Genomic DNA, 14,343 nt, shown 5'->3' on the forward strand with positions numbered 1-14,343 from the left:
ATATCCTTTACCTCTGTGTGATGTCAGCTTTCTTAGGGCTGGGTGCCGGGAGTTAAGAAACCCCACACAGAGGGCCGGACATATTCCCCTTTCGGGTCTTGTATTAGCCCACTCCCGGCATAACAGAGATTTTTTGATGCCCACGGAGAAACCGTAGGCACAAAAAAGCCGCTTCTGTCGGGTGCGGTCAGTCCGCTGTGTGAGGTGTTTCTTAGGCACCGGATTCGGAGGCTATTATTTTGTAAGTGATTGGTCAAGGTGGAAATTATTTATGTGCGCCCACTGGTGTGTGGGCGCTTGATACAGTTATTTGTCAAACTTGTTGAAAGCTAAATGTATTTCGAATGTTTGAATGGAAGAAAGAGCCTACAGAACCCGCTCCGATTAAAGCTGTGTAAGTGTCTTCTGGTACGTCATAGTAGTCATACACACTCCCGTCATTAAATTCAACTTGTAGAGTGGATGTGCCTGGTTCATAGCCGACGCTGGCGATATTGCTGGAGCTAACCGGTATTCTTTCCATTTACTTTTTCTCCTTCATTGTTTCCTGGTTTCGCCAGGCCGATACTAAAATTTCATAATCTTCCTGTTCGCGAGGTGCTGCCCAGTTTTTTGAAACTTCTGGGTCTTTACTATTTGGATATTTGTCAGGAGGTAAAACGCTTATCCTGCATCTGGTAGGGAGTTTTGCAGCCTCTCCAACGATAATGGCTTCTCCAGTTCTTAGTACCGGAAGTGAGTCGATTATTCCCGCTAAACCCTCTGACATTGCCGATTTAACGATTCCTCTATCCGTGGAGTTGTTTATGCGAAGCGCGATAATTGTTCCGCATTGGGATAAAATAGTTTCGTCTATTTCTGAAGGTCTCTGGCTGACAATCATTGCGCCTACACCAAATTTCCGACCTTCTTTGGCAATCCTTTGAACCATATGCTTTGCTAGCCCCGTATCGGACTTTGAAAGGTATCGATGTGCCTCTTCTAGTACTACCAGTAATGGGCGATTTTTCATTCCAGAGGATAGGTTTCTACCCCATATAGCTGACTCGAATAAAATATCTAAAATTGAGCCAAGGAGTAAACTTAATCGAGTAGAGGGCATTCCTGATAAATCAAGAATTGTTACGGGCTTGTCATGTCCTAGCCATTCAGACAAAAGTTGATCTAGGTCTTTTTCAACTTTTCCGTCTTTATCTGGATTCCAAGGTCCTGGATTCAACAGGAATGAATACTGTGAATCGAGAAGTCTAGACTTCATGAGTTCAAGCTGCTTTTTTATTTGTCCAGGACCACCTTTTTGCGGCGGGCTTTTTCCCGCACCGGGCGGTTTGAATTTTGGGGATATGAGATTGTCAAAATCGCCTTTCGACGTATAGGCAGGGTCTGTTTGGGCTTCATCATTCCAGTTAACAGTGTCGTCATGATAAAGGTCGTACCAGATTTTTTTTATTCTATACGGCAAAGGTGTAAACCCGGTTATTCTTTCAGAATCAATATTTAAGATGTTATTTGTCGTTAATGAAAGCTTCTTTTCTTCTATTGTTTTGTCTAGATATTGGGTTTTATAGGTTTCGTTTAAAGTGCCGCATAGAAAATCAATCAAGTTCTCGGGCGAAATGCACCAGTACGGGATGAAGAGTTTATTTGTACTGTCCGGGGAAACCGAAAAAACTTTCGCGATGTCGCCTAATGCTGATGCGTACTCACCATGGATATCAATTAATAAAATTCTAGATGAGGGGAGTTTAATGTAGTCATCATGCATGACAAGAGATCTTAAAATTGAAGCTGTGCTTGTAGATTTTCCTGATCCGGTCGAGCCTAATATTGCAGAGTGTCGTGAGACAAGTTTGTTTAAGTCTATGCTTACATCGATTCCGTCTGAACTTGAAAGCTTTCCTATCTTAAATTGCCCCTTATCGGATTTGCCAAAAATCTTGAGGAGGTCGCTGTCTACAACGATATGGACGTCGTCTCCTATGCTGGGGTATTCGCTAATGCCCCGATCAAACTCACCACCAATAATCTCTCCAATTAACTCGACTCGTATCCAGCGTCTCTGAGAGAGGATTTTATGGTCGTTTTCTAAACTAGAAGATTCGTTTGATTCGGATATAACGCCATACAAGTGGTTGTACCCGAGTGGGATTTTAACAAAACTCCCCACTTGACCAATGCGATAATTTTTTCCTTCCAGAATAGTTATTCCTGACTCCATGGTGTCAGCCAGTTCGACAGCAATGGAGGAGCTGGAAACGGAACTTATACTTCCTAGCAGAGTGGGACTACGCATCGGAATTGTCACCCTCTACTTTTTGGAGTAGGGATGCATCAGGCGGTAGATAAGACATGTCTAATGCTATTTCTTCAAACTTAATTCCAAATTCGCCTCCAGCAGTTGCCAAAAAGCGAGTTAGAATTTTGAAATCGCCAAGAAGAAACTCCTCGTTTTTGAAGTACTCTTCTCTGATTGTTTGCCAGTTTTTAGCTGGAAGTATCCCCGTACGCCATTTTGCTTCCACACCATTGATGATTGCGCCATCCCTACAAAAGACACTGACATTAGGGCATTTCATTGCAATTTCGCGTGCGAATGATTCTTCGGAGATTTTGTTGAATTGAAAGGCGAATAGCGCTGAGGAAGGGTTAGCAATAAGGCTTTCGATTATTTTCGACGTTATATGTGCGTCGGCAAAGGAGAAACCGGATGAAATAAGTAACGTGTCTGGCTCTAAGAGAAAATTTTTAAATCGTTCAAATAAAGATGAAAATGGAGCAGCTTGAGTTTGGTCGTATTTTATGTGAGATGGGTAAACCATACTGGTGTTCTGTGAGTGAGGTATCCTGATTACCTCATTGTTTGGACCGATCTCCCATCCAATTGAACCGTGAAGCTTCCATAATCTTACCCATCTTGGTGGTAGGTCATTTCTTGAAATGCTAGATGGATCGAAAAAAGCATTTCTTGAGCCGCTAAAGCCATCAAAGTATGGAGTCTTAACTCTTTCTAATGATTGTTCTAGTAGTAAGTCGTAGTTGGTGGTAAAAACTTCGATGCCATGTTTTCTATTAATGCCGTTTATCCACGAGACCAGTTCGCAGTATGGAGTTGGGCTCGGTGGTAATTCTCGATCTACAACCTTTTTAATTGAGTTGCATATGTGATCGGTTAACTGTGTAAATTTTATACTGTCATATCCGTGAACTTTTGATGTTCCTATGACATCTGCTAGTGCTCTGATTTTTGATAGGACTTTTTCAAAATTCTTGTCTTCTATCGAAGATTCTATTTCATTGAAAACCCTAAGGTCTTCCTCGGATAAGTCCGACTTTATAGCACGGGTTAAACCTACGACATTGGGAATTAGCGGCTCCCAAGCGTCCTTTCCTACGTTGATGCTGACAGGCGCCCCAGCACCGAGAAGAATTCCAATTTTCTTTTTGCCATTGGTTATTATTTGACGAAAGCCAAACATATATTGGTCGGGATTATGCACGGACTCGTTCATGCCAGTTCCTTAGCTAAAAAAAAGCCCTGCATGAGCAGGGCTTTTTAGCTTCCCTAACAACCATGTAAGGTAAGCTCTTATTGCATGGCGTTACGCCACTGTCAATCCCAGCTAAGCGCACCACCGGTTTGGTATTCAATAACCCGAGTCTCAAAGAAATTCTTCTCTTTCTTCAAGTCCATAATCTCGCTCATCCAAGGGAACGGGTTAGTCGTCCCTGGATACTCTTCCTTCAACCCAATCTGCGACAGACGACGGTTAGCGATGAACTTCAGGTAGTCCTCCATCATCGCCGCGTTCATGCCGAGTACGCCGCGAGGCATGGTATCGCGAGCGTATTCAATCTCCAGCTGAGTCCCCTGCAGAATCATCTGCGAAGCCTCTTCCTTCATTTCAGCATCCCACAAGTGCGGGTTTTCGATTTTGATCTGGTTGATCACGTCGATGCCGAAGTTCAGGTGCATGGATTCGTCGCGCAGGATGTATTGGAACTGCTCGGCGACGCCGGTCATTTTGTTGCGGCGGCCCATGGAGAGGATTTGGGTGAAGCCGCAGTAGAAGAAGATGCCTTCCAGGACGCAGTAGTAGGCGATCAGGTTGCGCAGCAGTTCTTTGTCGGTTTCGACGGTGCCGGTTTCGAACTTCGGATCGGAGATCGAGCGGGTGTATTTGAGGCCCCAGGTGGCTTTTTTCGCGACCGATGGGATCTCGTGGTACATGTTGAAGATCTCGCCTTCATCCATGGCCAGCGATTCGATGCAGTACTGGTAGGCGTGGGTGTGGATCGCTTCTTCGAAAGCCTGGCGCAGGATGTACTGGCGGCATTCCGGGTTGGTGATCAGGCGGTACACGGCCAGGACCAGGTTGTTGGCAACCAGGGAGTCGGCGGTGGAGAAGAAGCCGAGGTTGCGCATGACGATGCGGCGTTCGTCGTCGGTCAGGCCTTCCGGGTCTTTCCAGAGGGCGATGTCGGCGGTCATGTTGACTTCTTGCGGCATCCAGTGGTTTGCGCAACCGTCCAGATACTTCTGCCAGGCCCAGTCGTACTTGAAGGGTACGAGTTGGTTGAGGTCGGCGCGGCAGTTGATCATGCGCTTTTCGTCGACAGCGACGCGGGCGGAGGCGCCTTCGAGTTCGGCCAGGCCTTCGGCAACGTCGAGGTTGTCCAGGGCAGCCTTGGCACGGGCGATGGCGGCGGAGTCGGAGGCGGTCACGGCACGCGCTTCTTGGGCGGCAACGCCACCGGCGGTGTCGAGGCGGTCCATGTTGGCTTCAGTCGCGTGGCCGGCGTTGGCGCCTTTTACGGCTACTTCGCCCGTGTCTTCTTTGTCGAATTCGTCCCAGCTCAGCATGACGTGTCGTCTCCTGCGTGAGGGCCAGATTGCCCATGTGATGGTTTGTCACACGGTCGTACTGGCCGCGTTGGATCTAAGGAAAATGTAATTGCAGCTACCGCAGGCAAAAACAGAAATTTTTTACGGAGTCGAGCCGCCGATGGGCGCAGAGAAAATGAATCGCTTCTGCGTGGGGCTTCGGACTGGCTGCTTATCCCTGTAAGGGAATATTGCAGGCCCGTTTAAGGCGGCATTATAGGGAAAAAAACAGGCGTGTGGTGCGACGAAATGGCACTGAGAACGCACGGCGGGGGAGGTTTTTTGATCGGAGCGAGGGTTTACAGGGCTTTGGCTGGGTATCGCAGGTGAAGATTTTTTTTCATTATTTTTGGCGGGCTGGATTTTTGTGCAAAAAATAGCCAGAAAATCGGGTTTTTCACTACATGTTGTGTTTCAAGGCGCTTTTCGATGGCCCCAGACACAACTAAGCCCGACCGAAGCCGGGCCCTAATGTCGCGTTCAGCCATCAGCTGAGGCGGGCAGCCCCGACGTGATCAGCGCCATCGGCGGCGACCTTGGCTGCGCCAATGTGATCGGCCCCGTCAGAAGCGACAGGCGCGCCGTTGGTAAAAGCCGCCGAGCCGGTGCGCTCGTAGCCATCAGCAGCGAAAGCGCCACCGGCCAGTACGCAAAGGGTCAAGGCGAGGATCAGTTTGGTTTTCATCGTTATTACTCCAAGTGCGTGGCGGATCAACCGTTAGTGCAGCCATTACCCATGACGCTATAACGCAGGATGTGGCGCTGACCTTTGGAGTCGTCGTATTCCATTTTCATCGGAACCACTTCACACACATTCGGAACTTCGCTCATGGACACGACGTTGGCGATGTCCAGGTGGGTGGAATACGTATATTCCTCTACTGCGGGTTTCTGCTGTGCGACATCAGTCGGAACCTCGTCGGCCATGGCGGTTGCGCACAGACTGCTGAGGGCCAGAACTAATAAAGCTTTCATTTCAAATTTACCTTTCTAAAGTCGAGAGGGTTCACGCAATCCTTTTGGGATTGCGTGTGGAACTTCAGTACTGGGTTGTTTGATTAACTGCCTTCGTGGGGGCTGCAACTTGGTTAATCAGGGTTGCCTTGTTGGCGAGGCTGATTTTAGGCGTGGGGGTTACATTCATATACCCATGGTTTTGATAAACACCTTTCGCGATTCCCGTAACAATCGCGCGAAAAGCAAATGTTCGCAGGCCACTGCCACTGCCAGGGCCGGACGTCGCGGATGGCGTGGGTTTGAGCGCTCGGAGGGGGTAACCACGACATTTTGTAGGGGCTTGTTACTACCATCGTCGAATGGTTCTATAGGCCCGGCCCGGCTACAACAGGTCCATACAAAAACAACTATTCCACCGAGGTAAGAAAGATGAGTGCGGGTTCTCTGTATCCAGTTCGTCCCGAGGTAGCAGCCAATACGTTGACTGACGAGGCCACCTATAAGGCCATGTACCAGCAGTCGGTCGTCAACCCGGACGGCTTCTGGCGCGAACAAGCCAAGCGCCTCGATTGGATCAAGCCTTTCACCACGGTGAAGCAGACCTCCTTCGACGATCACCATGTCGACATCAAATGGTTCGCCGATGGCACGCTGAACGTTTCCTACAACTGCCTCGACCGTCATCTGGCCGAGCGCGGCGATCAAATCGCGATTATCTGGGAAGGGGATGACCCTGCCGAGAGCCGCAACATCACCTACCGCGAGCTGCACGAGCAAGTCTGCAAGTTCGCCAACGCCTTGCGCGGCCAGGATGTGCATCGCGGCGACGTGGTGACTATCTATATGCCGATGATCCCCGAAGCCGTGGTCGCCATGCTGGCCTGCACCCGGATCGGCGCGATTCACTCAGTGGTGTTCGGTGGTTTCTCGCCGGAAGCCCTGGCTGGCCGCATCATCGACTGCAAATCCAAAGTGGTGATCACCGCCGACGAAGGTGTTCGTGCCGGCAAGAAGATCCCGCTCAAGACCAACGTCGACGACGCGCTGACCAACCCGGAAACCAGCAGCATCCAGAAAGTCATCGTGTGCAAGCGCACCGGTGGCGACATCAAGTGGAACCAGCATCGCGACATCTGGTACGAAGACCTGATGAAAGTGGCGGGCGCCGTGTGCGCGCCGAAAGAAATGGGTGCTGAAGAAGCGCTGTTCATTCTTTACACCTCCGGTTCGACGGGCAAGCCGAAGGGCGTGCAACACACTACCGCCGGTTACCTGTTGTACGCGGCGATGACCCACGAGCGTGTATTCGATTATCGTCCAGGCGAAATCTACTGGTGCACCGCCGACGTCGGCTGGGTCACGGGTCACAGCTATATCGTCTACGGCCCATTGGCTAACGGCGCGACCACGTTGCTGTTCGAAGGTGTGCCGAACTATCCGGATATCACCCGGGTGGCGAAGATCATCGACAAGCACAAGGTCAACATCCTCTACACCGCGCCCACCGCGATCCGCGCGATGATGGCGTCGGGCCAAGCCGCTGTTGAAGGTGCCGATGGCAGCAGTTTGCGCCTGCTCGGTTCCGTGGGTGAGCCGATCAACCCGGAAGCGTGGGACTGGTATTACAAGAATGTGGGCAAGTCCCGTTGCCCGATCGTCGATACCTGGTGGCAGACCGAAACCGGCGGCAACATGATGAGCCCGCTGCCAGGCGCTCACGCCCTCAAGCCAGGTTCTGCGGCGCGTCCATTCTTCGGTGTGGTGCCGGCGTTGGTCGACAACCTGGGTAACATCATCGAAGGCGTTGCCGAGGGCAACCTGGTGATTCTCGATTCGTGGCCAGGCCAGGCACGCACGCTGTATGGCGATCACGACCGCTTCGTCGATACCTATTTCAAGACTTTCCGTGGCATGTACTTCACCGGCGACGGTGCGCGCCGCGACGAAGACGGTTACTACTGGATCACCGGTCGCGTGGATGACGTGCTTAACGTTTCCGGGCATCGCATGGGTACGGCCGAGATCGAGAGCGCGATGGTTGCGCACCCGAAAGTCGCCGAGGCTGCCGTGGTTGGCGTGCCGCACGACATCAAGGGGCAGGGCATCTATGTGTATGTCACCCTTAAAAATGGCGAAGAGCCGAGCGAGCAACTGCGCCTGGAGCTGAAAAACTGGGTGCGTAAAGAGATTGGGCCGATTGCTTCGCCGGATGTGATCCAGTGGGCGCCGGGGCTGCCGAAAACCCGTTCGGGCAAGATCATGCGCCGGATTCTGCGCAAGATTGCCACCGCTGAATACGATGGGTTGGGGGATATTTCGACCCTGGCGGATCCGGGTGTGGTGCAGCATTTGATTGATACGCATAAGACGATGAACGTCGCGTAAGCGTCGGTCTGAGCTGCCGAAGCCCCGCCAGACATAGCGTCTGGTGGGGTTTTTTATTGTCTGGGTTTTTGTGGAGGCAATTCCGGCCTCTTCGCGGGCAAGCCTCGCTCCTACAGGGTTTGCTCGATCGTTCCCACGCTCCGCGTGGGAATGCATCCCGTGACGCTCTGCGTCACAACGTCAACGGCGGACGCGGAGCGTCCATGGCGGCATTCCCACGCAGAGCGTGGGAACGATCATCAACAACGCCGAATATTTATCGGCATCGCTTGTAGGCCATTTCCCACTGTTACCCGTCCTCAGGAAAGTAACTGAATGTGTAACCGCCCCCACCCATCCGGGGCATTGGGAAACGCAAAGCCCCGTTTCAGGGCCTCTCAACCGCCCATGAAAAATAAGACACCACGCTACGCTTGCCGGATTAGAAGGGTTTGCCAATAATAGGCCCGCAATTTGCAGCATAGATCGGTTAACAATCTTTTGCTCTTGCATGAATTTGCAAGGCTGTCAACGTGCTCAAGCGGCTTTCTCAGTGCATCTGTAATTTGTTGTCGCATTGAAGAAATATCGGCTTCGGGCCTGTCGTTAGAATGCCGATCACTCGCTCGTCGTTGCTCGCGTTGAAATCAACGCGGGTTTTCCAGGACGCAGCACCGATTTCCTGTTTAACCCATTCGCATATTGGGCTTGTGCTCACTCTGCCGTTTTTGCCCTTTACCGATGGAGTCCCAAGATGAAGAAACTTGTGCTGCTTGGCGCCCTGGCACTGTCCGTGCTGTCCCTGCCGACCTTCGCCGATGAAAAGCCCCTGAAGATCGGTATCGAAGCGGCGTACCCTCCGTTTGCCTCCAAGGCTCCGGACGGCAGCATCGTCGGTTTCGACTACGACATCGGCAACGCCCTGTGCGAGCAGATGCAGGTCAAGTGCGTCTGGGTCGAGCAAGAGTTCGACGGTCTGATCCCGGCACTCCAAGTGCGCAAGATCGACGCGATCCTGTCGTCCATGTCGATCACTGAAGATCGCAAGAAGTCCGTGGACTTCACCAACAAGTACTACAACACCCCGGCGCGCCTGGTCATGAAGGTCGGCACTCAAGTCAGCGAAGGCCTGGCTGAGCTCAAGGGCAAGAACATCGGCGTACAACGTGGTTCGATCCACGAGCGTTTCGCCCGCGAAGTCCTGGCCCCGCTGGGTGCCGAGATCAAGCCTTACGGTTCGCAGAACGAAATCTACCTCGACGTGGCCGCCGGCCGCCTCGACGGCACCGTGGCAGACGCTACGCTGCTGGATGACGGTTTCCTGAAAACCGACGCCGGCAAAGGTTTCGCCTTCGTTGGCCCGGCCTTCACCGACGTCAAATACTTCGGCGACGGCGTAGGTATCGCGGTTCGCAAGGGTGATGCGCTGAAAGACAAGATCAACACCGCGATCACTGCCATTCGCGAGAACGGCAAATACAAGCAAATCCAGGACAAGTACTTCGCCTTCGATATCTACGGCAAGTAACACGTCCAAGCGACAAGTCCGAAATGGCGCAAGCAACAGGATCTCTGAGGTTTGCGCCATTTTTTCATCCCTACTTTCGAGGACCTGAATCATGTTGAAAGGCTACGGGGCTGTCATCCTCGATGGCGCATGGCTGACGCTTCAGCTCGCCTTGTCGTCCATGGTCCTGGCCATTGTTCTGGGGCTGATCGGCGTTTCGCTGCGTCTGTCCCCGATTCGTTGGCTGGCCTGGCTCGGCGACCTGTATTCCACGGTGATCCGCGGCATTCCCGACCTGGTACTGATCCTGCTGATTTTCTACGGTGGCCAGGACCTGCTCAACCGCGTCGCACCGATGCTCGGCTTTGACGACTACATCGACCTGAACCCGCTGGCCGCCGGCATCGGCACCCTGGGTTTCATCTTCGGTGCGTACCTGTCGGAAACCTTCCGTGGCGCTTTCATGGCGATCCCCAAGGGTCAGGCAGAAGCCGGCATGGCTTACGGCATGAGCAGTTTTCAGGTGTTCTTCCGGGTGTTGGTGCCACAGATGATTCGCCTGGCGATTCCGGGTTTCACCAACAACTGGCTGGTACTGACCAAGGCCACCGCGCTGATTTCGGTGGTAGGTCTGCAAGACATGATGTTCAAGGCCAAGCAGGCGGCAGATGCCACCCGCGAGCCTTTCACCTTCTTCCTCGCAGTGGCGGCGATGTACCTGGTGATCACCAGTGTCTCGTTGCTGGCACTGCGTCACCTTGAGAAGCGCTACTCGGTAGGCGTAAGGGCGGCTGATCTATGATCTTCGACTACAACGTCATTTGGGAGGCCCTGCCGCTGTACTTCGGCGGCCTGGTGACCACCCTCAAATTGCTCGCGCTGTCGCTGTTTTTCGGTCTGATGGCGGCCTTGCCGCTGGGGCTGATGCGCGTTTCCAAGAACTCCGTCGTCAGCATGAGCGCCTGGCTGTTCACCTACGTGATCCGCGGCACGCCGATGCTGGTTCAGCTGTTTTTGATCTACTACGGCCTGGCGCAATTCGAAGCGGTACGTGAAAGCTTCATGTGGCCATGGCTGTCCAGCGCAACGTTCTGTGCGTGCCTGGCCTTCGCGATCAACACCAGCGCCTACACCGCCGAAATCATCGCCGGCAGCCTGCGTGCCACGCCGAATGGCGAGATCGAAGCGGCCAAGGCCATGGGCATGTCGCGCTACAAAATGTACAAGCGCATCCTGCTGCCGTCGGCCCTGCGCCGGGCGCTGCCGCAGTACAGCAACGAAGTGATCATGATGCTGCAGACCACCAGTCTGGCGTCCATCGTGACCCTGATCGACATCACCGGCGCCGCGCGCACGGTCAACGCTCAGTTCTACCTGCCGTTCGAGGCGTACATCACCGCCGGCGTGTTCTACCTGTGCCTGACCTTCATCCTGGTGAAGATCTTCAAACTGGCCGAGCGCCGCTGGCTGGGCTACATGGCCCCGCGGAAGCACTGATATGGAACGCATCGATCACTCATTGCCGTGGAGTCACCTGGGCAGCGAACGCCAGATTTCGGTGTTCCGCTTTGGCACGGGCGAGCGCAAGGCCTACATCCAGGCCAGCCTGCACGCCGATGAACTGCCGGGCATGCGCACCGCTTGGGAGCTGAAAAAGCGTTTAGGTGAGCTCGAAGCCCAAGGCTTGCTCAACGGCGTGATTGAACTGGTGCCGGTGGCCAATCCACTCGGCCTCGGTCAACTGCTGCAAGGCAATCATCAAGGGCGCTTCGAGGCGGGCAGCGGCAAGAACTTCAACCGGGATTTCGTCGAACTCAGCGCGCCAGTGGCCGCCGAGCTGGAAGGGCGCCTGGGGGATGATCCTCACGCCAATATCCGTTTGATCCGCCAGGTGATGAGCGACACCTTGGCTGCGTTGCCGCCGGCGACCAGTCAGCTCCAAGGCATGCAGCGCATTTTGCTTAGCCATGCCTGCACCGCCGACGTCGTACTGGATTTGCATTGCGATGCCGAAGCCGCGCTGCACATGTACGCCTTGCCGCAGCACTGGCCACAGTGGCGTTCCCTCGCTGCGCATCTGAACGTGAAGGTCGGTTTGCTGGCAGAAGATTCCGGCGGCAGTTCCTTCGACGAAGCCTGTTCGCTGTCGTGGCTGCGTCTGTCGCGCCACTTCCCGGACGCGCAGATTCCGTTGGCGTGCCTGGCGACCACCATCGAGCTGGGCGGGCAGGCCGACACCGGTCGCCCGCAAGCTGAATTCCACGCCGAAGGCATCCTGGCGTTCCTCGCCGAGCAAGGCCTGATCAGTGGTGAATGGCCGAAACCGGCACACGAAGCCTGTGAAGGTATGCCGTTCGAAGGCACTGAATTGTTGTTCGCGCCGCACCCCGGTGTGGTGAGTTTCCTGCGTAAACCCGGTGAATGGATTGAAGCCGGCGATGAGATTTTCGAAGTGATCGATCCGTTGGCGGATCGGGTCAGCACGGTGTGTGCTGGTACGTCCGGGGTGCTGTTTGCCATTGAACGGCTACGTTATGCCCAACCCGGTTTCTGGCTGGCCAAGGTGGCGGGGCGCGAAGCGCTGCGTCACGGGCGCTTGCTCAACGACTGACTGACTGTTTTTGTGAGAACCGACCGCATGTACAAACTTGAAGTCCAAGACCTGCATAAACGCTATGGCAGTCACGAAGTGCTCAAGGGCGTGTCCCTGAAAGCGGCGGCTGGCGATGTGATCAGCATCATCGGCTCCAGTGGCTCCGGCAAAAGTACTTTCCTGCGCTGCATCAACCTGCTCGAGCAGCCGCACGCGGGCAAGATCCTGCTCAATAACGAAGAGCTGAAACTGGTTTCGAACAAGGACGGCGCCCTGAAGGCCGCCGACCCGAAACAGTTGCAACGCATGCGTTCGCGCCTGTCGATGGTGTTCCAGCATTTCAACCTGTGGTCGCACATGACCGCGCTGGAAAACATCATGGAAGCACCGGTCCACGTGCTTGGCATGACCAAGGCTGAAGCCCGCGAGAAAGCCGAGCACTACCTGAACAAGGTTGGCGTGGCGCATCGTAAAGACGCTTACCCGGGCCACATGTCCGGCGGCGAGCAGCAGCGCGTGGCGATTGCCCGTGCGCTGGCGATGGAGCCTGAAGTGATGCTGTTCGACGAACCGACTTCGGCCCTCGACCCGGAACTGGTCGGCGACGTGCTGAAAGTCATGCAGGCCCTCGCGCTGGAAGGCCGGACCATGGTGGTGGTGACCCACGAAATGGGCTTCGCCCGTGAAGTGTCGAACCAGTTGGTGTTCCTGCACAAAGGTGTCGTCGAAGAAAGCGGCAACCCGCGTGAAGTGCTGGTGAACCCGCAATCCGAACGCCTGCAACAATTCCTCTCGGGCAGTCTGAAGTAAACCGAACTCCCGTTGCGCACCGGGATAGTGCATGCTTCGCAACCTGAAGGCCGGCCGATCCCCTGTAGGAGCGAGGCTTGCCCGCGAAGAGGCCGTGTCAGTCGACATCATTTGTGAATGACACACCGCCTTCGCGGGCAAGCCTCGCTCCTACAGGGATCTTTGCTGGTTTTGAGATTTGCGTTCATTTACGGGCTAGCATTGGCCCATGCCTTTAATACTGTTTTCGCTTCGGATCACCCGCCCATGACTGCCCATCGAATTGGTTTTCTGATTTGGCCCAGCACTAAAGCTCTGACGCTTGCGCTGGCTGAGGAGGCCTTGCGTGTTGCCCAGCGTGTGCATCCGGACGTTGTCTACGAACTGTCGTTCTTGCAGGCCGAACCGCCGACCGAAGGCGCCTGGCAATTGCCCGGTGAGCCCTGGGCCGGCAAGCTCGAAAACTTCCAGAAACTGTTTTTGCTCGCCGATGAGCCGCCGACCGCACTCGCACCAGCCCTCAGCAGTTCGCTCAAACAACTGGTGCGCGCCGGTTGTGTGATCGGTGGTTTGTCCGCCGGTGTTTACCCATTGGCGCAACTCGGTTTGCTCGACGGTTATCGCGCCGCCGTGCATTGGCGCTGGCAGGACGATTTCGCCGAACGCTTCCCGAAAGTCATCGCCACCAGCCATCTGTTCGACTGGGATCGCGATCGCTTGACCGCGTGCGGCGGTCTGTCGGTGCTCGACTTGCTGCTGGCGGTATTGGCCCGTGACCACGGCGCGGAACTGGCCGGTGCCGTCTCGGAAGAACTGGTGGTCGAACGCATCCGCGAGGGTGGCGAGCGCCAGCGCATCCCGCTGCAGAACCGTCTCGGCTCCAGTCATCCGAAACTCACCCAAGCGGTGTTGCTGATGGAAGCCAACATCGAAGAACCCCTGACCACCGACGAAATCGCCCAGCACGTGTGTGTGTCCCGTCGGCAGCTGGAGCGGATCTTCAAGCAATACCTCAACCGCGTGCCGAGCCAGTACTATCTGGAACTGCGCCTGAACAAGGCCCGGCAGATGTTGATGCAAACCAGCAAGTCGATCATCCAGATCGGCCTGTCGTGCGGCTTCTCCTCGGGGCCACACTTCTCCAGCGCCTACCGCAACTTCTTCGGTGCCACGCCGCGGGAAGATCGCAACCAGCGGCGCAACAGCAGTCCGTTCGAATTGTCGTCGATGCCTTCAGAGCGCGGCTGATCG

Annotated in this window: 12 protein-coding genes and 1 pseudogene; 7 read left to right on the plus strand and 6 right to left on the minus strand. The window is 54.5% G+C overall.

Annotation, left to right across the window (positions count from 1 at the left end):
* Positions 1 to 313: 313 nt before the first annotated feature.
* The 6 genes and pseudogenes from BK667_RS23580 to BK667_RS23605 form a co-directional block, all read right to left on the minus strand.
* On the minus strand, positions 314 to 523 hold the full coding sequence (locus tag BK667_RS23580) for a KTSC domain-containing protein (protein WP_123599080.1): 210 nt from the start codon (positions 521 to 523) through the stop codon (positions 314 to 316).
* Entirely contained in the window at positions 524 to 2,218 is a 1,695-nt protein-coding gene (locus tag BK667_RS23585; protein WP_259698166.1) for an ATP-binding protein, read from the minus strand. It lies immediately after the preceding gene.
* Positions 2,219 to 2,285: 67 nt separating this feature from the next.
* Positions 2,286 to 3,509 carry an SIR2 family protein gene (locus BK667_RS23590; protein WP_259698167.1) on the minus strand — a complete coding sequence of 408 codons (1,224 nt, stop codon included), beginning with the start codon at positions 3,507 to 3,509 and terminating at the stop codon, positions 2,286 to 2,288.
* A 101-nt stretch (positions 3,510 to 3,610) separates the two neighbouring features.
* Positions 3,611 to 4,861 (minus strand): ribonucleotide-diphosphate reductase subunit beta, encoded by a 1,251-nt coding sequence (locus BK667_RS23595; RefSeq protein WP_092279009.1) that lies wholly within the window; start codon positions 4,859 to 4,861, stop codon positions 3,611 to 3,613.
* Positions 4,862 to 5,372: 511 nt separating this feature from the next.
* Positions 5,373 to 5,567, minus strand: a pseudogene (locus BK667_RS23600) (hypothetical protein); the annotation flags it as partial.
* A gap of 26 nt (positions 5,568 to 5,593) precedes the next feature.
* Complete coding sequence (locus BK667_RS23605) at positions 5,594 to 5,857, minus strand: DUF2790 domain-containing protein (protein ID WP_123514326.1); 264 nt, start codon at positions 5,855 to 5,857, stop codon at positions 5,594 to 5,596.
* 411 nt (positions 5,858 to 6,268) lie between these two features.
* Between BK667_RS23605 and acs the strand changes: the two genes are divergently transcribed.
* The 7 genes from acs (at position 6,269) to argR (ending at position 14,340) form a co-directional block, all read left to right on the plus strand.
* On the plus strand, positions 6,269 to 8,224 hold the full coding sequence (acs, locus tag BK667_RS23610; RefSeq protein ID WP_123514328.1) for an acetate--CoA ligase: 1,956 nt from the start codon (positions 6,269 to 6,271) through the stop codon (positions 8,222 to 8,224).
* A gap of 733 nt (positions 8,225 to 8,957) precedes the next feature.
* A complete protein-coding gene (gene aotJ / locus BK667_RS23615; protein WP_123599083.1) occupies positions 8,958 to 9,731 on the plus strand; it encodes an L-arginine-binding protein AotJ in 774 nt (257 codons plus the stop codon).
* A gap of 91 nt (positions 9,732 to 9,822) precedes the next feature.
* The gene (locus BK667_RS23620; RefSeq protein WP_123407311.1) at positions 9,823 to 10,512 is read left to right on the plus strand and encodes an ABC transporter permease; all 690 of its coding nucleotides are present in this window, start codon (positions 9,823 to 9,825) and stop codon (positions 10,510 to 10,512) included.
* Positions 10,509 to 11,207 (plus strand): ABC transporter permease, encoded by a 699-nt coding sequence (locus BK667_RS23625; RefSeq protein ID WP_123599084.1) that lies wholly within the window; start codon positions 10,509 to 10,511, stop codon positions 11,205 to 11,207. The genes BK667_RS23620 and BK667_RS23625 overlap by 4 nt, the downstream gene beginning before the upstream one ends.
* 1 nt (position 11,208) lies before the next feature.
* Positions 11,209 to 12,321: a M14 family metallopeptidase gene (locus BK667_RS23630; RefSeq protein WP_123599085.1), complete on the plus strand. Its 1,113-nt coding sequence runs from the start codon at positions 11,209 to 11,211 to the stop codon at positions 12,319 to 12,321.
* Positions 12,322 to 12,348: 27 nt separating this feature from the next.
* Positions 12,349 to 13,113 carry an ABC transporter ATP-binding protein gene (locus tag BK667_RS23635; RefSeq protein WP_123407318.1) on the plus strand — a complete coding sequence of 255 codons (765 nt, stop codon included), beginning with the start codon at positions 12,349 to 12,351 and terminating at the stop codon, positions 13,111 to 13,113.
* Between the two features lie 246 nt (positions 13,114 to 13,359).
* Entirely contained in the window at positions 13,360 to 14,340 is a 981-nt protein-coding gene (gene argR / locus BK667_RS23640) for a transcriptional regulator ArgR (RefSeq protein WP_123514334.1), read from the plus strand.
* Positions 14,341 to 14,343 lie beyond the last annotated feature (3 nt).

It is taken from the genome of Pseudomonas frederiksbergensis, assembly GCF_003732705.1.
GTDB classification, from domain to species: domain Bacteria; phylum Pseudomonadota; class Gammaproteobacteria; order Pseudomonadales; family Pseudomonadaceae; genus Aquipseudomonas; species Aquipseudomonas frederiksbergensis_F.

Bases quoted from the DNA above. Each gene is read 5' to 3' on its own strand.
- BK667_RS23625 (WP_123599084.1), top strand. From the start codon at position 10,509: ATGATCTTCGACTACAACGTCATTTGGGAGGCCCTGCCGCTGTACTTC.
- BK667_RS23630 (WP_123599085.1), top strand. From the start codon at position 11,209: ATGGAACGCATCGATCACTCATTGCCGTGGAGTCACCTGGGCAGCGAA.
- BK667_RS23605 (WP_123514326.1), bottom strand. From the start codon at position 5,857: ATGAAAGCTTTATTAGTTCTGGCCCTCAGCAGTCTGTGCGCAACCGCC.
- BK667_RS23585 (WP_259698166.1), bottom strand. From the start codon at position 2,218: ATGGAGTCAGGAATAACTATTCTGGAAGGAAAAAATTATCGCATTGGT.
- BK667_RS23595 (WP_092279009.1), bottom strand. From the start codon at position 4,861: ATGCTGAGCTGGGACGAATTCGACAAAGAAGACACGGGCGAAGTAGCC.
- BK667_RS23635 (WP_123407318.1), top strand. From the start codon at position 12,349: ATGTACAAACTTGAAGTCCAAGACCTGCATAAACGCTATGGCAGTCAC.
- argR (WP_123514334.1), top strand. From the start codon at position 13,360: ATGACTGCCCATCGAATTGGTTTTCTGATTTGGCCCAGCACTAAAGCT.
- aotJ (WP_123599083.1), top strand. From the start codon at position 8,958: ATGAAGAAACTTGTGCTGCTTGGCGCCCTGGCACTGTCCGTGCTGTCC.
- BK667_RS23580 (WP_123599080.1), bottom strand. From the start codon at position 523: ATGGAAAGAATACCGGTTAGCTCCAGCAATATCGCCAGCGTCGGCTAT.
- BK667_RS23620 (WP_123407311.1), top strand. From the start codon at position 9,823: ATGTTGAAAGGCTACGGGGCTGTCATCCTCGATGGCGCATGGCTGACG.
- acs (WP_123514328.1), top strand. From the start codon at position 6,269: ATGAGTGCGGGTTCTCTGTATCCAGTTCGTCCCGAGGTAGCAGCCAAT.
- BK667_RS23590 (WP_259698167.1), bottom strand. From the start codon at position 3,509: ATGAACGAGTCCGTGCATAATCCCGACCAATATATGTTTGGCTTTCGT.